This is a genomic window from Sphingobacterium sp. BN32, from assembly GCF_030503615.1.
In the GTDB taxonomy this organism is placed as follows: domain Bacteria; phylum Bacteroidota; class Bacteroidia; order Sphingobacteriales; family Sphingobacteriaceae; genus Sphingobacterium.
Window position 1 is genome coordinate 865,578 of record NZ_CP129963.1, and the last position, 26,736, is coordinate 892,313.

The 26,736-nt window shown below is 40.4% G+C and carries 21 protein-coding genes and 1 tRNA gene; 7 read left to right on the forward strand and 15 right to left on the reverse strand.

Annotation, left to right across the window (positions count from 1 at the left end; all coding sequences use genetic code 11):
• Positions 1-28: 28 nt before the first annotated feature.
• Positions 29-208: a spore protein gene (locus tag QYC40_RS03695; RefSeq protein WP_149525346.1), complete on the reverse strand. Its 180-nt coding sequence runs from the start codon at positions 206-208 to the stop codon at positions 29-31.
• A 31-nt stretch (positions 209-239) separates the two neighbouring features.
• Positions 240-310 (reverse strand) — tRNA-Cys (locus tag QYC40_RS03700).
• 314 nt (positions 311-624) lie between these two features.
• On the opposite strand from QYC40_RS03700, the gene QYC40_RS03705 reads away from it, so the two are divergent.
• Positions 625-1,260: a porin family protein gene (locus QYC40_RS03705; RefSeq protein WP_301992457.1), complete on the forward strand. Its 636-nt coding sequence runs from the start codon at positions 625-627 to the stop codon at positions 1,258-1,260.
• A 261-nt stretch (positions 1,261-1,521) separates the two neighbouring features.
• Here QYC40_RS03705 and rpsJ read toward each other — a convergent pair whose 3' ends face one another.
• From rpsJ to rpsL, 4 genes are all read right to left on the reverse strand, one after another.
• Positions 1,522-1,827 (reverse strand): 30S ribosomal protein S10, encoded by a 306-nt coding sequence (gene rpsJ, locus QYC40_RS03710; protein ID WP_013667229.1) that lies wholly within the window; start codon positions 1,825-1,827, stop codon positions 1,522-1,524.
• Positions 1,828-1,901: 74 nt separating this feature from the next.
• Positions 1,902-4,025 (reverse strand): elongation factor G, encoded by a 2,124-nt coding sequence (gene fusA / locus QYC40_RS03715; RefSeq protein ID WP_301992461.1) that lies wholly within the window; start codon positions 4,023-4,025, stop codon positions 1,902-1,904.
• A 128-nt stretch (positions 4,026-4,153) separates the two neighbouring features.
• On the reverse strand, positions 4,154-4,621 hold the full coding sequence (gene rpsG, locus QYC40_RS03720; protein WP_149525350.1) for a 30S ribosomal protein S7: 468 nt from the start codon (positions 4,619-4,621) through the stop codon (positions 4,154-4,156).
• A 19-nt stretch (positions 4,622-4,640) separates the two neighbouring features.
• Positions 4,641-5,048 carry a 30S ribosomal protein S12 gene (gene rpsL, locus QYC40_RS03725; protein WP_103907777.1) on the reverse strand — a complete coding sequence of 136 codons (408 nt, stop codon included), beginning with the start codon at positions 5,046-5,048 and terminating at the stop codon, positions 4,641-4,643.
• Positions 5,049-5,418: 370 nt separating this feature from the next.
• Here rpsL and QYC40_RS03730 point away from each other — a divergent pair, with 370 nt between their 5' ends.
• Complete coding sequence (locus tag QYC40_RS03730) at positions 5,419-6,981, forward strand: discoidin domain-containing protein (protein WP_301992462.1); 1,563 nt, start codon at positions 5,419-5,421, stop codon at positions 6,979-6,981.
• A 182-nt stretch (positions 6,982-7,163) separates the two neighbouring features.
• Here the strand turns inward: QYC40_RS03730 and rnr are convergent, their stop codons facing one another.
• The 3 genes from rnr to fsa all read right to left on the reverse strand — a co-directional run bounded on the left by rnr (position 7,164) and on the right by fsa (position 11,054).
• Entirely contained in the window at positions 7,164-9,293 is a 2,130-nt protein-coding gene (gene rnr / locus QYC40_RS03735) for a ribonuclease R (RefSeq protein ID WP_301992463.1), read from the reverse strand.
• 556 nt (positions 9,294-9,849) lie between these two features.
• A complete protein-coding gene (locus tag QYC40_RS03740; RefSeq protein ID WP_301992464.1) occupies positions 9,850-10,308 on the reverse strand; it encodes a Fur family transcriptional regulator in 459 nt (152 codons plus the stop codon).
• 86 nt (positions 10,309-10,394) lie between these two features.
• Entirely contained in the window at positions 10,395-11,054 is a 660-nt protein-coding gene (fsa, locus tag QYC40_RS03745; protein WP_301992465.1) for a fructose-6-phosphate aldolase, read from the reverse strand.
• A 344-nt stretch (positions 11,055-11,398) separates the two neighbouring features.
• On the opposite strand from fsa, the gene QYC40_RS03750 reads away from it, so the two are divergent.
• The gene (locus tag QYC40_RS03750) at positions 11,399-12,628 is read left to right on the forward strand and encodes an MFS transporter (protein ID WP_301992466.1); all 1,230 of its coding nucleotides are present in this window, start codon (positions 11,399-11,401) and stop codon (positions 12,626-12,628) included.
• On the opposite strand, the gene QYC40_RS03755 is transcribed toward QYC40_RS03750, so the two are convergent.
• From QYC40_RS03755 to QYC40_RS03770, 4 genes are all read right to left on the reverse strand, one after another.
• On the reverse strand, positions 12,595-13,047 hold the full coding sequence (locus tag QYC40_RS03755; RefSeq protein WP_301992467.1) for a retropepsin-like aspartic protease: 453 nt from the start codon (positions 13,045-13,047) through the stop codon (positions 12,595-12,597). The genes QYC40_RS03750 and QYC40_RS03755 overlap by 34 nt on opposite strands.
• 27 nt (positions 13,048-13,074) lie before the next feature.
• Positions 13,075-14,019: a malate dehydrogenase gene (locus tag QYC40_RS03760; protein ID WP_301992468.1), complete on the reverse strand. Its 945-nt coding sequence runs from the start codon at positions 14,017-14,019 to the stop codon at positions 13,075-13,077.
• Between the two features lie 118 nt (positions 14,020-14,137).
• Complete coding sequence (locus tag QYC40_RS03765; RefSeq protein WP_301992470.1) at positions 14,138-16,459, reverse strand: BamA/TamA family outer membrane protein; 2,322 nt, start codon at positions 16,457-16,459, stop codon at positions 14,138-14,140.
• Complete coding sequence (locus tag QYC40_RS03770) at positions 16,425-21,692, reverse strand: translocation/assembly module TamB (RefSeq protein ID WP_301992471.1); 5,268 nt, start codon at positions 21,690-21,692, stop codon at positions 16,425-16,427. Before QYC40_RS03770 ends, QYC40_RS03765 begins: the two co-directional genes overlap by 35 nt.
• Positions 21,693-21,914: 222 nt before the next feature.
• Here QYC40_RS03770 and QYC40_RS03775 point away from each other — a divergent pair, with 222 nt between their 5' ends.
• Positions 21,915-22,340 (forward strand): Dabb family protein, encoded by a 426-nt coding sequence (locus tag QYC40_RS03775; RefSeq protein ID WP_301992472.1) that lies wholly within the window; start codon positions 21,915-21,917, stop codon positions 22,338-22,340.
• 467 nt (positions 22,341-22,807) lie between these two features.
• Here QYC40_RS03775 and QYC40_RS03780 read toward each other — a convergent pair whose 3' ends face one another.
• Complete coding sequence (locus QYC40_RS03780; RefSeq protein ID WP_301992473.1) at positions 22,808-23,116, reverse strand: DUF4342 domain-containing protein; 309 nt, start codon at positions 23,114-23,116, stop codon at positions 22,808-22,810.
• Between the two features lie 154 nt (positions 23,117-23,270).
• The gene (locus tag QYC40_RS03785) at positions 23,271-24,056 is read right to left on the reverse strand and encodes a sulfite exporter TauE/SafE family protein (protein ID WP_301992474.1); all 786 of its coding nucleotides are present in this window, start codon (positions 24,054-24,056) and stop codon (positions 23,271-23,273) included.
• Between the two features lie 188 nt (positions 24,057-24,244).
• Between QYC40_RS03785 and QYC40_RS03790 the strand changes: the two genes are divergently transcribed.
• From QYC40_RS03790 to QYC40_RS03800, 3 genes are all read left to right on the forward strand, one after another.
• Positions 24,245-24,793: a YeeE/YedE family protein gene (locus tag QYC40_RS03790; RefSeq protein WP_301992476.1), complete on the forward strand. Its 549-nt coding sequence runs from the start codon at positions 24,245-24,247 to the stop codon at positions 24,791-24,793.
• A 7-nt stretch (positions 24,794-24,800) separates the two neighbouring features.
• Entirely contained in the window at positions 24,801-25,214 is a 414-nt protein-coding gene (locus tag QYC40_RS03795) for a DUF6691 family protein (RefSeq protein WP_301992477.1), read from the forward strand.
• Positions 25,215-25,351: 137 nt separating this feature from the next.
• Positions 25,352-26,728 carry a rhodanese-like domain-containing protein gene (locus QYC40_RS03800; protein WP_301992478.1) on the forward strand — a complete coding sequence of 459 codons (1,377 nt, stop codon included), beginning with the start codon at positions 25,352-25,354 and terminating at the stop codon, positions 26,726-26,728.
• The last annotated feature ends 8 nt before the right edge of the window (positions 26,729-26,736 follow it).

A 26,736-nucleotide genomic window follows, 5' to 3' on the forward strand; every position in this document is an offset into this window, starting at 1 on the left:
AAGGCTTTAAATATTTTAAAACAAATGCTTATTTAGCGTCAGCAGCTAATTTGTTTAAGATCTCATCATTCTTAGCGATTTGACCCTTTGCAGACATTTTGTTTTTTGAACCTAATTCAATATTACGTCCAAGTTTCAAAAACTGTACTTCAACACGTGAAACAGTTTTATTTCTTCTATCTTTTCTTTTTAAACGTGTAACTCCCATTGTTGTTAATATTTTTTCTAATGTTCAAACGAGGTCGGAAGCGGATTCGAACCGCTGTAGGAGGTTTTGCAGACCTCTGCCTAGCCACTCGGCCATCCGACCCTTTTACCCTTACAGGCATGCAAAAATAGGATTTACTTTTCACATATAAAAACCTTTTTTGCTTTTTATTCTACGAATCGCTGTTTTAATTTCTAACCTTCTGATTTTAATGGTTTTAATGGGTGATATTCCAACAATGCCTATTTCTATAAGGATTCAATAATTGATTATTCAAATTTTAAACACACATAAGGAGCTGATATTTAGGTTTTTATTAAAAATTCGTTTCGTTTTTATTTTTTTGGTCTAAACTTTGTAAGTGTGTTACCATGTCAGCGTAAAGTTGACCTATTGAAAAAGAAAAATTAAAGAATATGAAAAAATTATTACTATCATTCGGAGCTGTGGTATTATTAGCAGCAGGAGCTCAAGCTCAAACTAGCTATGGTTTAAAAGCTGGTGTTAACTTAGGTAAATACTCTAATGTTAGCGATCTTGAAAAAGATTACCAAAAAAATAACGTATCGTTTTACGTAACAGGTTATGCTGACCTTCCGGTTGCTCCACAATTTTCGATTCAACCAGGAGTATCCCTACAAGGTAAAGGCGCGAAATACGAAGCGTCTGGAGATAACGCAAGCGGATCTTTATCACGTAATGTAATGTCTATCGAGGTTCCAGTAAACGCAGTTTATTACATTCCTGCAGGTTCGGGTAATGTATTCTTAGGAGCTGGTCCTTACATTGGTTTCAACATCTCAGGTAAAGATAAATGGGATGGTTCTTTAGGAGAAACTGGTGGTTCTGGCGACAGAAAACTTGAGTTCTCTGGCGATAATAAGGACATGAACTTAATCGATGCAGGTGTTAACTTCCTAGGAGGTTACAAATTAAACAACGGTTTCTTAATTAACGCTGGTTACGGTTTAGGTTTATCTAACTTAAATCCAGGTGACGGCGAGAAAACATCAAACCGCGTATTATCATTCGGAATTGGTTTCCAATTCTAATTGAAAATAATATCTTATGTGAGAAGGCAATCGAAAGATTGCCTTTTTTTATGTTTATTAAGTAGCAATTAGCAGTTGCTAGTTAATAGTTAATCCCAATCCTGATTATCCTTTTATCTTTCCTTTCTTGGTTTAAAACTAATTCACCTTATTTGTTTCCGTCCAAACGCTAAGGTTTCAGATCTTAAATCTTATATCTAAACAAAAAAAATCCCCTTTACTTTTCAATAAAGGGGATTTTTGTTTTCTCAAAGAAATCTATCACACTTTGATTTCAACTTCAACACCTGAAGGTAATTCTAATTTCATTAACGCATCAACAGTTTTAGAGTTTGATGAGTAGATGTCTAACAATCTCTTGTAAGAACATAATTGGAATTGCTCACGTGCTTTTTTGTTAACGTGTGGAGAACGTAAAACTGTATAGATTTTTTTCTCAGTAGGCAATGGAATTGGACCACTAACAACTGCACCTGTAGGTTTTACTGTTTTCACGATTTTCTCAGCTGACTTGTCAACCAAGTTGTAATCGTAAGATTTCAATTTGATTCTGATTCTTTGGCTCATTTTATATTTGTTTTTAAAATGACCCCCGATTAGAGCTATTTATAATCAGGGATCGGTTGTTTTGTATGCTAATATTAGTCTTCTAGACCTTTTACTTTACCTTTTGATTTCGCGATAACTTCTTCAGCTACGTTACGAGGTGCTTCAGCATAGTGGTCAAACTCCATTGTTGAAGTTGCACGACCTGAAGTGATAGTACGTAATTGAGTTACATATCCGAACATCTCTGAAAGTGGTACTAAAGCTTTGATAACTTGTGCACCGTTACGTGAGTCAAGACCTTGCATCTGTCCACGACGACGGTTTAAGTCACCCATTACATCACCCATGTTTTCCTCTGGAGTCAATACTTCAACTTTCATGATAGGCTCCATTAATACTGGAGAACATTTAGGTAATGCTTGGCGGTAAGCCATTTTACCAGCTAATTCGAATGACAATGAATCTGAATCGACTGCGTGGAAAGATCCATCGATCAAACGTACTTTCATTCCTGATAGTGGGTAACCAGCTAATACACCATTGTTCATTGATGATTCAAATCCTTTTTGTACCGAAGGAATGTATTCTTTAGGAATAGCACCACCAACGATCTCATTAACGAATTGAAGAGGTGATTTAACAACATCCCAATCTTCGTCAGCAGGAGAGATAACAACTTTGATATCCGCGAATTTACCACGACCACCTGATTGTTTCTTGTAAACTTCACGGTGCTCAGATGTTCCGTTGATAGACTCTTTGTAAGCTACTTGTGGAGCACCTTGGTTAACCTCTACTTTGAACTCGCGTCTTAAACGGTCGATCAAGATATCTAAGTGAAGCTCACCCATACCTGAGATAACTGTTTGACCAGTTTCTTGATCAGATTTTACTACGAATGTAGGATCTTCCTCAGCTAATTTACCTAAAGCGATACCTAATTTATCTACGTCAGCTTGAGTTTTTGGCTCAATCGCTAAACCAATTACTGGCTCAGGGAAAGTCATTGACTCAAGGATGATTGGGTTTTTCTCGTCACAAAGAGTATCACCAGTTTTGATGTCTTTGAAACCTACAACTGCACCGATATCACCAGCACCGATTCTTTCGATAGGGTTTTGCTTGTTAGCGTGCATTTGGAAGATACGAGAGATACGCTCTTTATTTCCTGAACGAGTGTTCAATACATAAGAACCAGCCTCTAATACACCTGAGTATGCACGTACGAAACATAAACGACCAACGAATGGGTCAGTAGCAATCTTGAAACCTAATGCCGCGAATGGCTCAGATTCAGATGGCTTACGAACGATCTCTTCACCGTTACGTGGGTCAGTACCTTTTACAGCCTCTTGGTCAAGAGGTGAAGGCAATAACTCCATAACGAAGTCAAGCATTGTTTGTACACCTTTATTTTTGAATGATGATCCACAAACCATAGGAACGATTGCGTTGTCTAAAACAGCTTTACGTAAAGCGTCTAAGATTTCGCGCTCTGTCAATGAATCTGGATCTTCGAAGAATTTCTCCATCAAAGATTCATCATATCCAGCAACAGCTTCTAATAATTTCTCACGGTATTCAGCAACTTCGTCTAACATATCGTCAGGAATTGGAACTTCTGTAAAAGTCATACCTTTATCAGCTTCGTTCCAAACGATACCACGGTTGTTGATTAAGTCAACTACACCTTTGAAGTCGTCTTCAGCACCGATAGGTAATTGAAGCGCTACAGCCTCAGAACCTAACATCTCTTTCACTTGTTTTACAACTTTCAAGAAGTCAGCTCCTGAACGGTCCATTTTATTAACGAAACCAATACGAGGAACTTTGTAACCATCCGCTAAACGCCAGTTAGTCTCAGATTGAGGCTCAACACCATCAACAGCTGAGAATAAGAATACTAACCCGTCTAATACACGTAATGAACGGTTTACCTCTACAGTAAAGTCCACGTGTCCCGGAGTATCAATTACGTTTACTTGGTATTTTTTATTACGGTAGTTCCAGAATACAGTAACAGCCGCAGATGTGATCGTTATACCACGCTCTTGCTCTTGCGCCATCCAGTCTGTAGTAGCAGAACCTTCGTGAGTTTCTCCTAATTTGTGGTTAACTCCAGAGTAGAATAAGATACGCTCTGTCGTTGTAGTTTTACCAGCATCGATGTGGGCAGCGATACCAATATTTCTAACTAATTTTAAGTCTTTTGCCATATTAATTTTGCAGTTTGCCTATTGGCGTTTTTTGTTGCTTTGTTCTTAAACAAATACACCGACTCTCGATAATAAATATTCTATTATCTAAAGTCGGTGTAATCATATTTGATTCTTTATTTTCAAAATTAGAATCTGAAGTGTGAGAACGCTTTGTTAGCTTCCGCCATCTTGTGCGTATCTTCTTTCTTCTTTACAGCAGCACCTTCACCTTTAGAAGCTGAAATAATTTCTCCTGCTAATTTCTCAAACATCGTTTTTTCACCACGTTTGCGAGCATAAGAGATTAACCATTTCATTCCTAAAGCGATCTTACGCTCTGGACGAACTTCCATAGGAACTTGGAAGTTAGCACCACCAACACGACGAGATTTAACCTCTACAGCTGGCATAACGTTGTTTAAAGCTTTTTTCCAAGTCTCTAAACCGTTCTCTTGCGTTTTTGATTCTACTAATTCTACAGCATCGTAAAAAATAGAGTACGCGATAGATTTCTTACCGTCGAACATCATGTTATTTACGAAACGTGTTACCTGAACGTCATTAAACTTTGGATCAGGTAAAATGATTCTCTTTTTTGGTTTTGCTTTTCTCATTTTCTTTTCCTCCGTTTAATTATTTCTTACCTTTTGTTGGAGCAGCTGCTTGACCTGGTTTTGGACGTTTTGTTCCGTATTTAGAACGACGTTGGTTACGGCCTGCTACACCTGATGTGTCTAATGCACCACGGATGATGTGGTAGCGAACTCCTGGTAAATCTTTAACACGACCACCACGGATTAACACGATGGAGTGCTCTTGTAGGTTGTGTCCTTCTCCTGGAATGTAAGCATTCACTTCTTTTCCATTCGTTAAACGAACACGAGCTACTTTACGCATTGCTGAGTTTGGTTTTTTAGGGGTAGTAGTGTATACACGCGTACACACACCTCTTCGCTGTGGACATGAATCCAACGCTGGTGACTTACTCTTATCAACCAGAGCTACTCTACCTTTTCTAACTAATTGTTGAATAGTAGGCATTTACCTGTTTTGTGTTTTTAATTTGTGTAAAATTAATTTTTAAGTCTGCAAAGATATAAAGAATATTTGGATTCGTAAAGAGTTGTGCGATAAAGTTTTTAAATAAAACGGATGTTCTGATTGCACCGCCGTTTTCTAGTAGTTTATGATAGTTCGGCAAAGGTATTTTTATATTGTCAATCTTGCTGTACGGAATCTTATAGTGAAATCGATGAAGTGATATTCAATTTCGAACAAACTACAGCAGAAACTCCCTTTAGCTACAAATGGAATACATTTAGCGCAATCTGTCGAAATTGTGACGAAACATATTGTTTAAATAATTTATGTGGTATATAATTGAGAAACAAATTATGAAATTAAACAAATTATGAAAGAATTTGCCCTAAAAGCGATCGCTTTGCTCTTTATAGTTCTTACTGCCTGCTCGAAGGGAGAAAAAGAAACCAACAGTGCGCCGATCGTTCCTGTCGATCAGACTTTTCAATCGGATTACAGGTACAATTTAAACGTTGTCTATTTCGTCCCTAAAGATGTGGTGCCAAATCCGGGCTACGAAGAAAGGATTAGTAAAATCATGATAGCAGGACAAAGTTATTTCCAACATTGGATGGAACATTGGGGACTTGGCGCTAAAACATTCGGTCTGCTAAAAAATAAAGATAACACGCGTATCAAAATCCATTTAGTAAGAGGTGATAAGAATTCGACCGCTTACACCGACGATGCAGCTATAGTAGAACACGTCAATGCATATTTTTTAGCCAACCCGGCGGCATCTGCAAGTGATCATTATTTAGTTTTGACAGCCGTTAATAAAAAGCTCGATCAAGGGGAAGTCGTCCCGCATGAAGTGCCGTTTTATGGAACGGGAAGGTGGTGTTATGCGTTGGATTACCCCGGTATGAGTCAGGATAACCTTGGTAAACCCGGGCTCGTGGGGGAAAAGGCAACAATTTATATCGGAGGATTGCTTCACGAGATGGGGCATGGAATTAACCTTCCACACAATGGACCGACCGCCAGCCAGTATGCTAGCTCCGAATTTGGGATGACCCTAATGGGGGCAGGGAATTATACCTACGGTAAATCACCAACTTTTATAAGCTTATTCGATGCCGCAACCTTGAGCAATTGTCAGGTCTTCAGTAAAGAGGCTAAAGCGTTTTATGGATCCGCAACAATGAAAGTTGATCAAATTTCTGCGGCTGTGGAAGGATCCGAAATTGTTGTAGAAGGAACTTATACTACGAACGTCGTGCCGTCACATGTTACTATACGGAATATTTTGGAGTCCGACCCTGAAGGTTATCAGTCAATCACATTTACGAAAAAGGCCAACGAAGACAATAGCTTTAACGTGAGAATGCCAATTTCAGAGTTTCGGACCAAAGCTAATATGAATTATACGCTCCAAATCTTTCTTCACCACAAGAACGGTTCAAGCTCTTATGTCTTCTATCCTTATAAGTTCGTTAATAATATTCCTGTAATAGATATCGGAACCCGACCGCTAATAGAAAGAAAGAATTGGACGGTTGAAAGTGTCAGTTCTTTTCAAGTAGGTTATCAACCAACACGCGTACTGGATGGAAATGAAAAAACCTACTGGCATACGAGTTGGTCGAACCCTGGTAGCCACCCACATCATATCACTATTAATGTTGGAGAGAATGCGGTCGTAGCAAAAGGTGTTTCGTATTTGACACGTCCCGATAATACCGGGGCGGCGGCAAAAATTAAGGAATTTAAGGTAGAGATTAGTATGGATAATCAGCATTGGGAAGTGGCCTATTTAGGTCGTGGGGCGCTCAACGGACGTCAGTATTTTCCTTTTGCTAACTCAAAGACTTTTAGATATTTTAGAATCGTCACAGTGAATGATTTTAAAGGTGAGAATCATGCCTCTATAGCAGAGCTCGATCTCTATTAGCAGGCGATAATAAGTTGCTCGAAAAAGCTTAAAAAAGATACTTTGAATACGAAGCCCCGTCATTGAAAAATGGCGGGGCTTCGTTTTTTTTTTTTTTCTGTTATGTGAAAGACGATTGGAAAATAATATATCTTTCTATCATGTAGCTCAGCTTTGCATCGCTTTTTGTTTGACCTGCCATGCTAACTAATCAACGTAAAGTCAATCTGTCTTTTCTCAAGATCCACTTTCTTGACTTTGATTTGGACTTCATCGCCTAGTTGATATACTTTTTTCTTTCGTTGGCCGATGATTGCGTAATTTTTCTCGTCTAAGGTGTAAAAATCATCGGTGATATCACGGAGGCGAACCATCCCTTCACACTTGTTTTCTTGGATTTCTACATACATACCCCATTCCGTAACGCCCGAGACGATTCCGGTGTATTCAACGCCAATTTGATCTTGCAGGAACTCCGCTTGTTTATACTTGATAGATGCTCTTTCGGCTTCCGCTGCTTTCTTTTCCTTCAATGAGGAATGCTCGGCCATTTTCTCATAATGTTCTGCATTGATCTTGTTGCCGCCCTCTAAATAGTATTGCAGCAGACGGTGAACCATAACATCTGGGTACCGGCGGATAGGAGAGGTAAAGTGAGTGTAATAATCAAACGCTAAACCATAGTGGGATGTCTTCTTGGTGGTGTAGATCGCTTTTGCCATCGAACGTACGGCAAGGGAGGTAAGCAGGTTCTGTTCCTTCGAACCCTCGATCTTCGTCATTAAGCTGTTTAGCGATTTCGCTGTTTCTTTGTCCGACTTAATAACTAATCGGTGTCCGAAGCGCGATGCAAACTGTGAGAAGTTTGTTAAAGTCTCTGGGTTCGGAACATCATGGAAGCGGTAAACAAATGGAAGTTTGTTTTTACCACGTCCTTGCCTGCCGATAAATTCAGCGACCTTGCGGTTTGCAAGAAGCATGAAGTCCTCGATCAACTTGTGTGCCTCCTTACGTATTTTCGTGTATACCCCAATTGGCTTGCCGTTTTCGTCTAAATGAAATTTCACTTCCTCCGATTCAAAACTGATCGCTCCATTCTTGAACTTGCGGTCGCGAAGGATAAATGCGATCTCATTCAGTTTTAAAATGGCAGGTGCCAACGAATCCTCTTTACCTTCGATGATTTCCTGTGCTTCCTCGTAACTGAAGCGGCGGTCCGAGTGGATTACCGTTCTTCCAAACCATTGGTTGATTACGTTAGCTTTGTCGTCAAGCTCAAAAACGGCCGAGAAACAAAGTTTGTCTTCGTTAGGCCTAAGTGAACATAGGTTGTTAGAAAGTCGCTCAGGGAGCATCGGAATAACTCTGTCAACCAAATAAACCGACGTTCCTCTTTCGAACGCTTCCTTGTCTAATGCGGTGTCCGGAATAACGTAGTGTGATACGTCAGCAATATGAACACCGATTTCGTAATTTCCATTCTCTAGTACTTGGTAAGAGATGGCGTCGTCAAAATCTTTTGCGTCCGCCGGGTCGATGGTGAAGGTTGTGATATTTCGGAAATCTTTGCGTTTTGCGATTTCCTCGGGGGTGATAGCTTCAGGGATGGCGTTCGCTTCTTTTTCAACTTCCTTCGGGAATTCCAACGGGAAACCGAAGTCCGCCAAAATCGCATTCATCTCTGTGTTATTTTCTCCTTTTTTGCCGAGTACATGTTTCACACGGCCAATTGGATTCTTAGCATTCTTTGGCCATTCGACAATCGATACTAAAACTTTCTCACCGTCCTTCGCTCCATTCAAATTGTCGAGCGGGATGAAGATGTCGTGCAACATTTTCCTGTCATCTGGCAGGAAGAATGCATAGCTGTTGGACATGTCAATTGTTCCGGTGAAGTCGGTCTTCGCGCGTTCTAAGATTTCGACAACTTCGCCCTCGCGCTTCCGTCCTTTCTTGCGTTCATAAACATGGACTTTCACACGGTCACCATGTAACGCTTGGCGGAGTTTTCGAGGCGCAACATAGATGTCATTTTCCAGCTCATCTTCTGGTACAATATAAGCCGATCCATCGGCCGTCATATCGACCTTTCCTGTGATATATACATTGAGTTGTCGAAGCTTGAATTTGCCTCGCTCGGGTTGTTCAAACTGACCTGATCGAGTGCCATCATTCAGTATGTCGGCGATAGCAACTTTGGCGTCCGTATCTTTAACATTTAGTTTGGCGGCGACCTGTTTATAGTTGAGTGCTGTGTTTCCTGATTTTTCAAAAACGTCTACGATCAGTTGGGTTAAAACTTCTTTGTAAGGGTTTTCTTTTTTTGATTTCATATGTCTGTGTTGTGTTCCAAAATAAACGGAACGATGTTACTTGTCATAGGGTAGGAGAGGTCCTAAAATTAGTGGGTCATGTAAGGCCACTTGCCCTTCTTGACAATAGAACTAAGGTACGTAAAAACTAGTTCAAATTTCATGCTAGTTTTACGACGGTGGTACACTTCTTTTTCGGTTCGTTTATAATGTAAATTGTAAATTTATTTTAGCAAACCTATTTATCTGAATTATTGTATCTTATCATATTTTTGCTAAAATTAAATTAACGGCATAAATTATATAAATGATTGATTTATAGGTTTTTGTTAAATTTTGATGAGAATAGGCCTCTTTCTAACGCGATTTGCTAAAATTAAAATATGAATGTATTTGTTTTTGTTCGCAACTGTAACTATCTATAAAGTAAAGAAATATAATTTTCAAAGCTAAATATTAGCAAATGATTTTTAGAGGGTGTTTAGCGCGTATTTTGGCTCGACGTTGAGGCGATAGAGGTTTGCCCTCTGATATAGATCAATGGGTGGAAATTACGAAAAAAAGTCGAGTTTCCTGTTTATTTTTCTTTGCACTGCTCGCACAAACCTACAGCATTTACCGCGATCGAGTGCAAGGTGAATCCTTGAGGAAGATTAATTTTCGGGGCGTTCGTTTCGTCTAAACAGAACACCGAATTACATGCGGAACAAATGAAATGAACATGCTGATCATGGTGATGATGCTCGGTGCATTTCGTAGAACAGAGCGCATAAGTTGCTGTACCGTTCAGGTCGAAAACTTTGTGTAGAATACCTTTTTCTTCGAAGCTCGCAAGTATCCGATAGAGGGTAACTCGATCGATCTCAGTGCCCAATATTTTTTCCAATTCGGGTTGGGAAATTGCTGAAGTTTTAGTAGAAATAGTGTCCAAAACACGAAGCCTCGGCTGGGTAATTTTTAATTTATTTGCCTTTAGAATTTGAGCGAATTCTTCCTGTTGATGATCTAAATTTTCCGAGTCCATGTCCACTTTCATAAAGTTAAATTTACGAAATATTTATGTGAATAAAAAAGCCTCCTAACTTGCGGTCGGAGGCTTCAATATTTACTTATAAAGCTTGCTTATTTGCCAGCAGCTTTTGCGTGGTCAGCTAAGAATGTTGCTAATCCGCTGTCCGTCAATGGGTGTTTCAAAAGGGCTGTGATTGCAGATAAAGGACCTGTCATTACGTCAGCTCCAATCTTCGCGCAACCTAAAATATGAGCACTATGACGTACTGATGCTGCTAAGATTTGAGTCTGGAAACCGTAGTTATCATAGATCTCACGGATCTCTTCGATTAGGCCTAGACCATCTACAGAGATATCATCTAAACGACCGATAAACGGAGATACGTAAGTTGCACCTGCTTTTGCAGCTAACAAAGCTTGGCCAGCAGAAAATACCAACGTACAGTTTGTTTTAATTCCTTTTTTACTAAAGTATTTGATCGCTTTTACGCCATCTTTAATCATCGGAACCTTTACAACGATCTTGTTATCCAATGCCGCTAAAGCTTCTCCTTCTTTAATCATACCTTCGTAATCCGTAGAAATTACCTCCGCACTCACGTCGCCATCAACGATTGCACAAATCGCTTTATAATGATTAATTACGTTTTCTTCGCCAGAAATACCTTCTTTAGCCATTAAGGAAGGGTTTGTTGTTACACCGTCTAAAACGCCTAAATCTTGCGCTTCTTTGATTTGCTCTAAATTAGCGGTATCAATAAAAAATTTCATGTTGTAAAGTGTTGAATGATTGTGTTTATTCTTGTCCTAAAATAAGCTAATCGCTTTGTTGCCACAAAGGTAGCTATATTGTTTCAGATTGAAAAGATGAACATACACTAATTGACGCTTATCATTCATCTGTTCGACCAATTGTTTTAGACTGGAAAGAAAGTTTGTCTTAAATCAGAAAAGGACGAATGTGAGTATTAGCGCGTTCGAGTCTAAGTACTAAGTACTAAGTACTAAATACTAGCGATTAGTTTTCGTATGCTATATAAAAACACTACATTTATCGTATTAGGGCAAACTCTTTAGGTTGCTTTGGGTTACATTATATAGGCGACCCGATATTCATGCAGTTATTTAGATCATTAGCATATCCGAACTTTAGACTTCACGTCATTGGTCAAGCGATCTCGCTTTTAGGGACCTGGATGCAACGCATCGCCATTAGTTGGTTGGTCTACCAATTAACGGGCTCTGTTTTCTGGTTAGGGTTCGTCTCTTTTATCTCCTTATTACCTTCTTTAGTGCTCTCACCATTTATCGGAGCCTTCGTCGATCGACATAAGAAATACAGATTAGTATTCATTACACAGATAGGCTTGATGATACAAGCTGGATTGCTGGCCTTATTGGTTTATTTGAAACTCGAATCGGTACTTTATCTGTCAATTTTAGGATTTATTCAAGGCGTGATCAATGCTTTTGATGTATTGGGACGACAATCCTTGCTCGTTTCCCTGGTCGACGATAGGAAGGACTTGCCGAATGCAATTGCATTGAATTCTTCAATATTTAACGCCGCCCGCATGGTAGGGCCTGCAATTGGTGGCGTTTTGTTATCCACGTACGGAGAATTGGCCTGTTTTACGTTGAATTTCATCAGTTTTATTCCTGTTATCATCTGTTTGATGCTGATGAACGTGCAGGAAAAGGTCATCATAATTCCTAATGAAAGTGCTTTTGAAGGGCTTAAGCATGGCTTTGAATACCTGAAGCGTTCGCCACACATTATGTCCCTCATCATCATTTTAACTTTTTCAAGTCTGTTAGTCATCCCTTATACTTCCTTATTACCTGCCGTTGCTCGGGAGCTATTTAATGGCGATGAACGTACTTTTTCTTGGTTTGAGAGTGCTGCAGGATTAGGAGCGATGATCGGGGCAATTAATATGGCACGCTTAAAATCTGGCGATAATCTTCGATACAGGGTTCTTTTCTCCGCTTTAGCGATGGGGATTTCCTTAGCTTTACTGGCATATGCGCAGTATCTACCGGCAGCATTGTTCTTCACCATGGGCGTTTCTTTTGCTATGATGATGCAGAACTCGTCGATTAATACCTATATTCAGACCCACGCAATGCCTGCCTATCGTGCTCGGGCGATGTCCTATTATGTGATGGCTTTCCAGGGAATATTCCCTATTGGTAGTTTATTAACAGGAGCAATAGCAGAGATTGTCGGCATAAAAAACACCCTCTACATTATGGGTGCATGCGGGGTGCTGATATCTGTTGGTTTCTATATTTACCTAAGACTTCATATTCAACGACGCTTGTTTAAAGCTAATTTCCGTTGATTTAGCCGGAGCTCATTTTTCTTATAATCGATAATTGCTCCATAGGCTTTTAAAATATCTCCTCCCAAAACACCTATTACAGGATCTATTCCAATTTGCGTATAAGCATAATTGATTGAGCTCAAATCCAGAACGGCAACTGTGAAATTCCTCACCGACCAATTATGAAGTTTCATTTCCGGAATACTAAGCATAAAGCTTTCCATGGTATTGGTGCCTAATCCAGTAGATAGAATGTCCGTGTTTTGAAAATTATCTTCAGCTAAGCCCGAACTTAATAGCGTTTGTTTGTCCAATACAGTCTTTGAAGCACCCGTGTCGATAACAATCTTAAATGTCTTATCGTAGATCGTCATTTGGGTTATAATATGAAAGCCATCGGCTTGTAGGCCGATGACTTCAAATGGGATTTTATACATGTAAAGTATAGGTTATATGTCTGTTTCTTATTTCTTTAAAATACCCTCATCGTAAAGAACATCATTCATTTTTCGAACTGCGTCGGCGGAAGCATTAAACAGTTCTTGTTCCTTTTCAGAAAGTTCCATAGGGACTATTCTGTCCCAGCCTTTGTTATTAATGATTACTGGTACTCCAATATTAATATCTTCCTGTCCAAATTCACCTTCCAAGAAAACGGACGCTGTGAACAGTTTATTTTGATTTTTTACAATGCTTTCTACCATCGAAGCTGCCGCTGCACCTGGTGCATACCAGGCTGATGTACCGATCAATGCCGTCAATGTAGCCCCACCGACCATAGTTTTCTTAACGATCTCGGCCTCTTCTTCCTCTGTTAAAAAGGATGAAACTTTTACGCTGTTCCATGTAGCATGTTTAATTAATGGGATCATCGTTGTATCGCCATGGCCACCGATCACAATTGCGTTTAAATCATTCGCCGAAGCATTTAATTTATCACTGATTTGATATTTGAAACGTGCCGAGTCTAATGCACCACCCATTCCAATGATTCGATTCTTTGGAAGGCCACTCGTTTTCAATGCTAGATAGGTCATAGTATCCATCGGATTGGAAACAATGAGGATAATGATTTCTGGAGAGTGTTTAATCAGGTTTTCCACGACCGATTTAACGATTCCTGCATTCGTTCCGATAAGCTCTTCACGCGTCATACCAGGTTTACGAGGAATTCCGGAAGTAATAACGGCTACAGCGGAGCCTGCCGTCGCTTGATAATCATTCGTAACACCTTTGATATGCGATTCGAAGCCTAATAAAGCAGCGGTTTGCATCATATCTTGTGCTTTACCTTCTGCGAAGCCTTCTTTAATATCAAGCAGCACAATTTCTTCTGCTACATTGCGTCTTACCAGATTGTCTGCGGTCGTTGCGCCAACTGCGCCTGCACCAACAACGGTTATTTTCATAGTATTGGGGTTTGTATTTACCCTTAAATGTAATAAATTTTATCGTGAATCACTTGTAAAATCCCCTTAAAATTTCGAATAATGCGCTATGTCACAACTTGATTGGTGATTCTTTCCACTAGAATGGATAGCCGATCGCCAGGTTGAATACTAAGTTATCCCGGCGCCAATCACGCTCACGTATATCGATATACTTGAACACCCAACGGTCCCCTTTATCGCGATATGGAACACGGAACGGAATCGCAAAATCTGTCCGTATAACTAAGAAATCTAAATCTACCCGCAATCCGACACCGCCACCAACAGCAAGCTCCGATAAAAATGCTTTACTGAATTTACCGCCCGGTTTGTTCTCATCCTCACGCTGTAACCACACATTTCCGGCATCGACAAAGGCCGCCCAATGGAACATCCCTGCAATTTTTGAACGGTATTCTGTATTTAACTCCAGCTTTAAGTCTCCCGTTTGATCAGCGAAGAAATTGTCCTCTCCGATATTTTCGGGAAGGGACGATCCTGGACCTACTGAACGTGCTCTAAACGCACGTAAACCATTAGGACCACCCGTATAATATTGTTTCAGATAAGGTAGGGAACGGGAGTTACCATAAGAGTAACTTGTTCCAATCATAATGCGGGATGCTAATTGGGAAGATGCCGAAAGCTTCATATAATGACGTAAGTCAGCCTCTGCCTTCACAAATTGTGAATACGCCGTTCCGAATAATTCTTTGATATTGCCTTCTTTGTAGTCTGCCCCTTGTATTAACCCCAATATATTCCCTGACGTATTTAAGCCGGCTTTCGCATAGAAAGTGTGCTTTTTATCCTCCATGGTATTGGTGAAGGTATAGGTATAGTTAGGACCGAATGAGAATTGTGGATCAACGATGTGGCGTAGGGTAGGAACAGTATCCATTTGCGCCCTATATTCATCGGAGATCCCGCGAGGCTGTACATAGATAATCTCTGCAAGCGTTAAATTATGTTCTTTCTGTTCGTTCTCCTTCCATGCATATCCGAAGTTCGTCGTAAAAGAATTTAATGTATAGGCCGTTCTTCTGTTCAGGAATTCATATCCAACCTTTAAGAAGGTTCTAGGGATATATCGTCGTCCTGGTGCCCATTTGTAGGGTGAAAGTAATCTTGGCCAGTTAATTGAAACCTCAGTACCGTAGCGGATATAGCTGGAATTCAAATTAACATTACCACCGGTTTGCGTTTCATATCCACCGAAAACGGAAAGTGTCACCGTTTCAAAACCTTTGAAAGCATTTTTAAAGGTCCAATTGATATTGGCTTCCGTACCATTATATACTGCAGCAGTCTTTGCAATCAATTCTAAGCGCAGAGCTCTTCGCTGCATTGGTGTCAGATAATAATAAACGTCGAGCGTATTGGTTGAGTCCGGACTATCAACAAAATCGTTCTTCACAAACTTAAATGCATTTAAGTTAACCAAGTGGTTGATTGTTTGTTGATGCTCCCAACGATTATATAATTTTCCGGGCTCCAAAAAGATGTGATTTGCCAATACCTTCTTACGAAAGCGATTCTCACGATCGATGATGTAATACTTACCATCGTATTTTTCTGTGCCGCGAGGAATACGTCGTCTGTTTGAACCTGTTGTTTCCCGGTAATTAGGAAAGATATAGATATTGCCAATCTTTTGCGGTGTCTTCGCCTTTTCAGGCGTCTCCGGTTTGATCGTCATGAACATATCCACTTTATTATTCCCTATGGTACTATCCACTTCCACTAAGAAATTGTCGTCGCTAAAGTAGTAATAGCCTTTGTGCTTAAGATCATTATCAATACGTTCTCGCTCTGCTAGGATAACATCTAAGTTGTAATTATTCCCGGGTTTTAAAAAAGTCTGGTCTTTCGAGTCATGAATGGAACGCCCAATTTGTGTTGTACTGTCAATATCAAACTCTGTCTTATTAATCCGATAAATTTTACCAGGAAAGGCATCGTATCGAACCGTAGCAAATTTGCCATCGATCAAAGTATCCGAGGTAACGCGTGCTTGAAAGAAACCGAGGTTCTCCATCTTACCACGTAGGAGGTTCTGATTGTATTCACGATTGACATCGCTTAACAATACCGGTTCTTCACCGTTGCGCTTTAACCATTTGCGCACAAAGTTATTTGTCGAATCCGGACCACCGCCCATATTCCACATCCCTAATTTGAAGTAAATGCCAGCAAACTTCTTATTCGGTTTCGGCATAAGCGACGATTCTAAAAAGGTTTCAAACCCTTCTCGGCGCTCATCTGAAATAGAGTCATGATGAATGACTACATCACCTTCCTTATACAGCTTTTCGTTCTCTGCAACATATTTAGTGGGGTTACAACTGCTAAGCAATAACCCTAAAAAGCAAGGTAATATTAGTTTATTTCTCATTGGATTCCCCTTCCTCTTCTTCATTTTTTATCGCAGCTTTCTTCGGCTCGGTTACTTTGCTGGTATCAGGCAAATTCCTCGTGCTGTCTTTTTGTTCTTGTTGTTTTTTCAATTCCTCTTGTTGTTCGCGCTCGATGCGTTTTCTGTATTCAGGGCTGTGCGTCATTAAACTATCGCGAATAACCATACGAACACTATCACGATAAACTGAATCCGTATCCATACGTTCAACGTCAAATCGTTTTCTAAATCCTCGGCTGTCCGTATTGTAAGCCGCAATCGCTTTCGAGCTCATAAACAATTCTCTAAATCTGTCATAGCTCATGTTGATGATAAAACCGATACCGGTTTCAACAAATTGCCCTTGTAGGGTAGCCTGATATTGATTCTTACGATACACGCGCGCAAAATAGCGACCGTCTTTCGATAACTGATAATCAAGAGAGATATCACCCGCAATATTGGTTGCTTTTTCTCCTGGTCTAGAGTTTCCTTCCACCTCGAAGTTTGAGCCAATCGTAATCTTCAATCGATCATCAAATAACATTTTCGAGATACCGACATTCAAATCCGTACGCGTTTGCGCGGACCCTGTCAAGTAGTCTTCCTCCGAATTTAAGTTGAAATCTAATTCCACCCCTTTAATCAGATCGGATGCTAGATTATTCAATTGACTCGTTAAGAAAGAACTCACGGTACTTCTGGCTAATGATTCCGCGCCACCTCCCGATAAACTCTCAAATGGATTACTAGACATAAAGCGACCTAGCGCAATCAGCGAGAAAACCTGCTTGTTAAGCTCTGCTGGATCTTCACGTATGTTGGCTAAGGCAATATTTACCTTGCTGATGACATCTTGTGAAGCTACTGCATTATTTTCATCCACATCGATATCAAAGTTGATTTGTGGCTTGAACAATTCACCCGTCAAGATCAACTTCACGTTAAAAGGAATACGTTGTTTATAAAGATTCTGACTCTCTGCGCCAATTTGATTTTGAACTAGCTCTAATGTCGCGAATTTGCCAGAATAAAGGGCTGTGATATTCAGTCGGGCATCAAGTGGATCGCCATTCCATGTGATGGTACTACCTTTCTGGAACCTAAAGTCTTTCGATATCGGGCCGAATGAAAAAGTATAATTACCATCTTCTACCGTGAAAGTTCCAGACATTGTAATCTTATCGTTGGCATCAATAGTGGTATTGATCTCAGCGATACCTTGAATATTCAATGCATCCTGTGTTCCTTCATCGAGGATAATTTTGAACTTAGCGTCCGGATCGGTACTTAAGTTCAATGCAATGTCATAGCCCGATAGGGTAGTTGCCGTCGTCATGGAGTCCAGCTTAGCAAATACGTTAGCACGGGCCGTGTCGCTCTTATCCACGAACTTAACCACTCCATCACGCTGCGTTACTCCAGGATCGTCATTCGGTACGATAAAGTTAAAATCCGTACGATCATTAGCCTTCACATTACCGTCGATCCTAGGCTTATTTAAGTCTCCAGTGATACGCAGATTCGATGTGATGTACATTTTTCCGAAAAACATATCGTTGTCTTCACGCGTCGAATTCATGACTTCGAAATCATCGGTTGTCAGGTTCAAATTAAACACAAAGTCCGTATAAGTGGATGTTCTGATCGATCCATTCAAACGAGCAACATTGTTTCTCGAATCTACTAAGTTAAATTGACGGAAAGTAATGCCCTGATCGTTAAAGTAAATCTTCTGATTATCAATCTTCATGTTAGAGTTCAACATCGAGGCATTAATAATCGCGTCGTTGAAGGTCAAATCACCATTTATTCGCGGTGCAGCCGTCGTACCGGTTATTTTCAAAGTTCCTGACAAGTCGCCTTGTGATCCCTTAAGCTGCCCCATACTGAAGGCTTCAATCGTTTTGATGGTCATTGGTTTAAGATCCAAGGTGGCATCGATTTGCATATCGCCTTCCGCAGGGATGATGACATCAGCAATCAATTGAACATCATTTCCATTCTCCGTAATTCGAACGTCCGCGGAGTAAGTGTTCTCTTTGATGTTATTTACCTTCAGCATCACATTACCAATCGTATCTTTTCCGAAGAAGAACTTTTCAATATTCAAGTCGGATACGAAAACAGGATTTGCTTCCAACCGTGAAACCGTTGCTGTACCGTTGATCCCACCGCCTAATGTCAGGTTTTCCGAATTCAACATCCGCGTAATGGTTTCAATACGGAAGTTATTAAAGGTTAAATCGATAGGGGAATTCAGTGTCGAGTCTTTCGATTGAATAATCATCTCCTGACCATCTTTAGAAAGATGGAAATTATTCGCTCGAATGCCTGCGCTTCCGAAGGTCAATAAGTTGTTCGGATTGATGCCCCATTTCTCATAGTTCAGCATCAAGCCGTCTTCTTTTAACGAGAAATTGTAATTATTGGCATCCACCGACATATTAGCACCCAAATGGTACTGTTCTTTATCTTCTTTATCTTTTATCCAAAGACCTAGGTCAACATTGTTTTCTACGACATTCCCACTCAGTACCGTATTGCGCAACTCTACACCACTAACTTTGATATGTTCAATCAAGGCATTATAGTACATTGTGCTGTCGACGGTAATAATATCCATACCGATATTCTCCACCTCCGTACCATCGTACATCACTTTAGGAGCGAGCAGTTTTGCCATCAAGGCTTTATCCTCGCTATTAAATGTTCCGTCTAAGGTTACATCTTGTAACTCCTCTAATGCCGGGAAAAATTCTCGGATAATCCGCGCATTGTTCAAGCGAGCACTAAATTCAAATTGCTGTGGCGAGTAGACAAGCGGAGTTTGATTATTGGAAGGATTGTAATAGGTTCTGATGATATCCTGGACCGATGCGCCTAACTCCGTCAACTTATACTTACCAGCAAGATGCGCATTCAAGAACTCGGAACTTAAAATCAGAATATTTCTACCCGTATCAGCCTGAGCGGTTAACGCTACGGTATCCAACACATAGCGATCATCATTATAGGCGATAGACGAATTGGCGATCTGTAAGGAACCATTTAAATGATCTAAGTCAAATGTCTCGAAGTCGGCGATGATTTTTCCGTGATAACGTAGGTTTTCATCCATCAACTTCAGGTTCTTGAGGTTGATGCTATCGATCATCATCTCGGCGTAAAGCCTAGGATATTGGCCTTGCATATTTGCCTGAATGCTCGCATTTAGTTGAACGTTCGGGTCAGGACTGTGTAAATTAGCCGATATATCCCCGCGATTTGCGGTAAAGTCAAAATCAATATCCCGGTATCCATAGCCCATTGCATCGAAACGCTTTAAGGTTCCGGTCGCATCAGCAATCATCGTCTTAGGATTCAAGCCAGTTCCCTTCACCTGCGCCTGGGCAGCAATATAACCTAAAACGGAATCTTGCTTTAAGAACTCACCCAAATTGAAATTATCTACCGATACAAAAGCATTGTAAGTCGTATCTCTACCCATGTTCAGGGTTCCATTGACTGTAGCATTTCCCTGTTCTGTAACTAACTTTAAATCAGTGTCAAAGCCACGCATTCCACCTTTGAACGTACCAACCAAACTAATATTCCTCGGCAATTGTATACTGTCGGGCAATAGGGAAGGGGCAATCAGTCGGTTCAGGTCGGCACGGCTAGTCGTCAATTTCCGTATATCCAGATCCAGATACATCTTGTTCATATCGGGAAGTCCTTTGATATGCGCTGAGGCGATAAGATGCGTGTTATTCAAGGTTTTAAATTCGACTTTTGGAATTCTCAAATCGTTCAGTTTGCCTAATACTTTTCCATCGATATAGAATTTCTTGTTCATCAAAGGCTTCATGGTTTCCTCTTTCTCGAGGTCAGGAGCCAAATAGCGGATATCGCGCATATCGATTTGCGTCTTCTTCAGGGTCGCTTCAATAGTAACATTGCTCGGGTTTTCCGAAACAGCCGCTAATGAAGGGTAAGAGACTTTGATGTTATCTCGGATGATGGAATTCGGTGTTTCGATCAAGAAATCTTTAACGATTGCCCCGGTGTTTGTATAAACGAAATCACCTTTCAATTGCCTTAGTTCAAATCCTGAATGATCCTTTACAGCAAGATTTGCTAAATTTCCGGAAATGGAATCAGCAGAATAGTAGACATTATCCATCGCACCGGCAAGGTCGGTCAACTTCAAGTTAAAGTAATCCAGTCCCTTCATTCTCGGTTGGTTATCATCTCTAAACCAAACGTTTGTTCTGGCGATGCCAATTTTGTCAACTGATACAATCCAGTTGACAGAACTGCTGTCAGCACTATTAGATTCTGGTTTCGGAGCCGATTTCCCAAGAAATACCTCTGATTCGGAGTCTGTTAATTTTACCTCTTTCAGTTTGACCAACTCTTTGTTTAGATCAATCTGATCTACGTTCGCGATCAGTTCTTTGATGGTAAACTTGGTGTTGATGTTCGATGCCTCGTCATCGTACTGTATATAAATATTCTTCAGGCCAAGTACTTCCGTCGCCAGATTTGGCAAAAGCGAAGTTGCTTCCACACTGGGGTCATTGATCCCAAAGTCGGAGGCATCTGGAGCTTCCTCTTCCGAAACAACCTGCCATTGCTTAATCCTCGCCTGCAAACCGTCGATATTGATCTTCGGCATGTTGAATGTCATATTCTTGGTGAGGTCAAATGTTTTAATGCGAGTATCGAAATGGTTAAGATAAAGATCGGCTGATGTGCCAATCACATCATCTTTGTATACAAATTTAATCCGTTCAAACAGTACCTTATCGATATCGAAAGTTAATGCGGATGTGGAATCCGCTGTTGCTGTACTTTCTTTTTCCGTCGCAAAAGCTCCGACGATATAACTGAAGTTGAAGGTGCTGTCTGGTAGTTTACGATTGATTTTCGCGGTAATCCCTTTCAACTCAAGCTCTTCAATCTCTACCGTGTTCTTCAGTAATTTGAACATGTTGATATCCACGAGCAGCTGCTCGCCGGCGATCAATGTATCCTTAGACTGATCTGCAAAAAAAACATTTTCTAAGACTAGTTTTTTAGGAAAGGTAATATTAATATGGCCGATATCTACCTGCGTACCGATCTTATTTTCCAAGTAGTTCGTGACCTTGCCAACAATATAGTTTTGTACAGCGGGTAACCTGACGAGGAAAATAACCAGTAATAGCAAAGCGATGATGGAACCAATTATCCATAAGAAAGTTTTGATTGCAATACGGCCGAATTTATTCAAAGCTGGAGTTCTCTTGTTTTGTGATTATCTTTTTATACCTAGTATTAACATAATAAAAGGGATTTTGTTTGTTTTACGACAATTAAATAGCCCTAATATCCTTACAAATATAGCTTTTGCGAAGTAATATGTGCTAAAATATTGCTAATCAATCCGCCGGTAGAATATTCTAGTTAATTAGTATATTTATTGTTTATAACATCAATCTAAACATAACCTAATATGCAAAGGAAAACATTTATCGGAAGCCTCCTCGTGGGTGCGGCAGCAACATCCGTTTTGAACAGCTGTGCAGAACCTAAAACTAATCATACAAATATGGATACATCTCTATCAAAAGAAACGATTGTACACTCGGTGTATTTTTGGCTGAAAGAAGGCATCACAGCGGAAGAGGAAAAGGATTTCCTGAATTTCTTTGCGACGCTCGCGAAGATTGAAGGTATCAAAGAATTAAAGTATGGCAAGCCCGCCCCGACAACCCCACGCCCTGTTGTCGACAATTCCTTTTCTTATCTCCTCTTGGTTACCTTCAACAATATGGACGAAATAAATGTGTACGAGACCCATCCGGAGCACCTCGCCGCAATCGAAATCTACAAAAAATACTGGACGAAGGTAGAAGTACGAGATGCGATTCTGATGTAACGAAATGCACACCCTAATCAAACCCAAATCATAGCCCTTTCCGAACGGTTATGATTGGGGTTTGTATTGGGTTTACATTGGGTTTGAAAGGGGTTTGAGTTGTAGTTGTCTTATAGAAATAGTAGTTAGTAGTTAGTACTTAGTATTAAGACCTATGGCGGGAATAGATGTGAGATTTTAGTTGTGAGATTTGTCTTTGAACCAGGAAAGGAAGGATAAACGGATTGGCAGGATCGGGTCTAATTTCTAATGTCTGATATCTAAAATCTCATATCTAACATCTAGGTGTAAGACCATAGGTCGTACTAACTACCAGGAAAGGAAGGATAAAAGGATTGGCAGGATCGGGTCTAATATCTGATATCTAAAATCTCATATCTATTCCCGCCATAGGTCTAAATACTAAGTACTAAGTACTAACTACTATAAACTAAAAGGAGATGCATTTTGCATCTCCTTTTAGTTTATTAATGTACTTCAATGTCTCTTGGACCTTCATGCTGCTCGGGGGCAGCTTCTTTTTCAGCTTCTGTTGGTTTCTCCGAACGTTCTACTGTGATTTTACACTCCGTTAGTAATGCTGCTAGTGCACCTACGGCAGCGAATATAGGTGCTAATACCACACCGATAACGCCTAGAGTCACAGGGAAGCTCATGATTTCTTTTCCTGACTTGTCGGAAATGCTGATCTTTGTAACATTACCTTCTGCAATTAATTCTTTAACTCTTTTTAATAAGTTCTCACCTGTAATAGTGAATGTTTCTTTGATTGACATATCTCTTCTTTTTATTTGATTAACAATTATTTACCTTACTTGTTTAATTTGTTACTCAAAAGTACGTGAACTTCTTAATATGTATAAATAGGAATAGGTCAAAAGAGTATAAAATTCGGTGAATTACACATTTTATTCGGTGAATACGATGGGGCTATTTCAACTCCTGAAAAAGTATCATCATTGCCATGAACAGGACAAAGTAACCGAAGAAGGGTTTAAGCTTAGCACCGTCGACCTTTTGGCTGATCCAACTTCCGAGCAGCATGCCGCCAAGTGCGATTGCTGTTATTTCGAGCAATAGCGGCCAGTGTATCTCCTCTATATTGTTGCTGCTGACGAAACCAAAAAGTGAGTTCAGTGCAATGATCAATAGGGAAGAACCGATGGCAGTCTTTACCGATAATTTATGGAAGATAATTAATGCAGGTATAATTAAAAATCCGCCGCCGGCGCCAACGAGTCCTACTAATAGTCCAATCAATAAGCCTTGAAAGATGACTTTTCCGATTCGATTATTTGTTGGATCGATGTGGTCTGATTTTTCTTTTTTCCAAATCATATTGATGGCAGCGAAAACCATCAGAACTGCAAAAAGTAACATCAGGAGCATGTCTTTATTTAGCATCCAGCCATTAATTTCGATAATATCATTCGGTATAATAGGATGTAAATAACGCCTCGCGATAAAAACGCCGAGAATGGAAGGGATTCCGAAGAATATAGACGTTCTAAAGTCCACTTGTTTTTTCAAAGTATATGGTATAATACCTGCCAAGCTGCTAACTCCGACGATAAATAGGGAGTAGGTTGTTGCCAAATAAGGATCGATGGCAAACAGATATACCATAACCGGGACAGTTAAGATACTACCACCGGCGCCAATCAACCCCAATACCAATCCGATACCTATCGCTGCTATAAATCCTAATATTTCCATTCCTTAAATAATTTGATGGTTCAAAGGTGACAGTTTCGCTTTGCTATTTTGGTTACCTTTGTTACAGAGGAAGATTACTGACCTAGAAATGATGAATGAAGAATCGATGTTAGCTGCGAATCGGTGTAACTTATGTTACCATCGGACTAGCATAGGGGCAGTACCTTTGTAAAAAAATGAAAGGAAATATGGAATTAATTTTAGGACCCTGGCCCTGGTATGTGGGTGGATCTCTTGTCGCGCTAATCATGCTGGCATTAATTTATTTAGGTAAAAGCTTTGGATTTTCATCGAACTTCAGAAATATCTGCTCGGCGCTGGGCGCTGGAAAGTCCTGCAGCTTTTTCGACTTCAATTGGAAGGCGCAAGGTTGGAACCTTCTGTTCCTCGCGGGCTCTATTATAGGGGGATATGTTGCGGCTCATTATCTTTCCGATAATCAGATTCCGGCAATTTCTGAAGATAGCATCGCCCAATTAAAGGCGATGGGATTTGAATCTGCCGGAGCGGCGTACTCACCTTCGGAGATCTTTGAGCTAATGAGTGTTAAGAACGTTCTTATTTTAGCAATTGGCGGACTATTGATCGGTTTCGGAACACGTTATGCCGGCGGCTGTACATCCGGACACGCAATTTCGGGTTTGAGTGATTTGCAATGGCCATCCTTAGTCGCGGTCATCGGATTTTTTATTGGCGGACTGGTTATGGTTCATGTATTATTCCCCTTAATCTTCTAATAAAGTCATGAGAAAAGTATTATTTATCCTTTTAGGAATATTGTTTGGTGTGGTTATGTATAAAGCGGAGGCCGCATCTTGGTTTCGCATTTATGAAATGTTCAATTTCCAATCTTTCCATATGTATGGATTTATCGGAACCGCACTTGTTGTCGGGGTTATTGCTGTGCAGCTTATAAAGCGTTCGCAAGCAAAAGATGCAGATGGGGAAAAGATTGTTATTGCAGATAAAGCCAAATCCATTCCGCGTTACCTAATCGGTGGTATCTTTTTTGGATTAGGCTGGGCTTTAGTAGGAGCCTGTCCGGGGCCAATCTTTGTTTTACTAGGCGCCGGCGTGTATCCTATGCTTATCGTTATCGCATTTGCTTTGCTAGGTACTTATTTCTATGGTTTGTTGAAGAATAAATTACCTCACTAATCTATCTTGCTGTGTAACATTTGTAACTGTCTATGCTGAATTTAAGCTATAGCTTTGTTATATTATGAAAGTTTCTATCGCCCTTCGGTTAATATTGGACGATAGCGACAAGTTTTAAACGAAATATAAATTTAAAGATGTTTTTTCAACAAGTTTACGACAAGACGCTAGCACAAGCTAGTTATTTTATAGGCTGTCAAGCAAAAAAAGTGGCAATCGTTATTGATGCGCAGCGCGATGTTGATGTCTATCTGGAAATCGCAAAGCAAAATAACATGGAGATTACGCATATCGCAGAAACGCATATTCATGCGGACTTCCTTGCCGGATCTCGTGAACTGGCGGAGTTGACAGGGGCGAAGTTATACTTGTCGGATGAAGGCGGTGCGGATTGGCAGTACGAGTTTGCACACGAGGGATTAAAGGATGGGGATGTTATTAAAGTAGGGAACTTGAGCCTAACGGTGATGCATACCCCGGGTCATACGCCTGAAAGTATCAGTTTCATCCTTCGCGACCATCCTGCTTCCGAGGAACCTGTGATGATCTTTACTGGAGATTTTGTCTTTGTTGGTGATATCGGTCGTCCTGATTTGTTAGAGGAAGCAGCAGGCATGATCGGCACCAAGGATATCGGTGCTGAGCAAATGTTTGCATCCTTAAAGAAATTTATCGCATTGCCAGACTACGTTCAAGTATGGCCGGGTCATGGCGCGGGTTCTGCCTGTGGGAAAGCTTTGGGAGCAGTGCCAAGCAGTACCGTTGGATATGAGAAAATTCGTAACTGGGCATTCCAATTCGGCGAAGATTATGAGGGTTTTAAGAACTATCTATTGAGCGATCAACCGGAGGCTCCCACCTATTTTGCAATGATGAAGAAGCTAAACAAGGTGGATAGACCATTATTGGTAGAAGTGCCTACGCATCCTACAATTTCCATTGAGGAGGGTTTGGCGAAGTCGGATAGCATCTTAGTGGATACGCGCAATAAGGTAGAGTTTGCTAAAGGACATGTTAAAGGGGCTATTAACATTCAGAACAATAATTCGCTAGCGAATTGGGCCGGATGGATGTTGCCTTTTGATAAAAACCTAGTGATCGTAGCTGAAGAGGGGCGTCAGGAAGAAATTACGCGCAAGTTAATGCGTATCGGGATGGATCATATCGAAGCATTTGTGACCGATCTATCTACTGTTCCATTGTCAGAGACAAAATTAGTGGATGCTGACACGGTAGAGTCTTGGAAAGACAAGGAGGATACGGTATTGTTTGATGTGCGAGGAAAGACAGAGTTTGAAACCGCTCATATTCCTGGTGCGATTCATAAATTTATTGGTAACTTACCGAAGAAATTGCCGACAGAGTATAAAGACAAGAAGATCATTATACAATGTCAATCGGGTGACCGGGCTACAATTGCAGCATCTTTCTTAGAGAAGAATGGCTTTGAGCAGGTTTATAATTACGCAGGCAGTTTCATTGATTGGAAAAACAAAGGGAAAGAAACAACCTAGCAAACGCT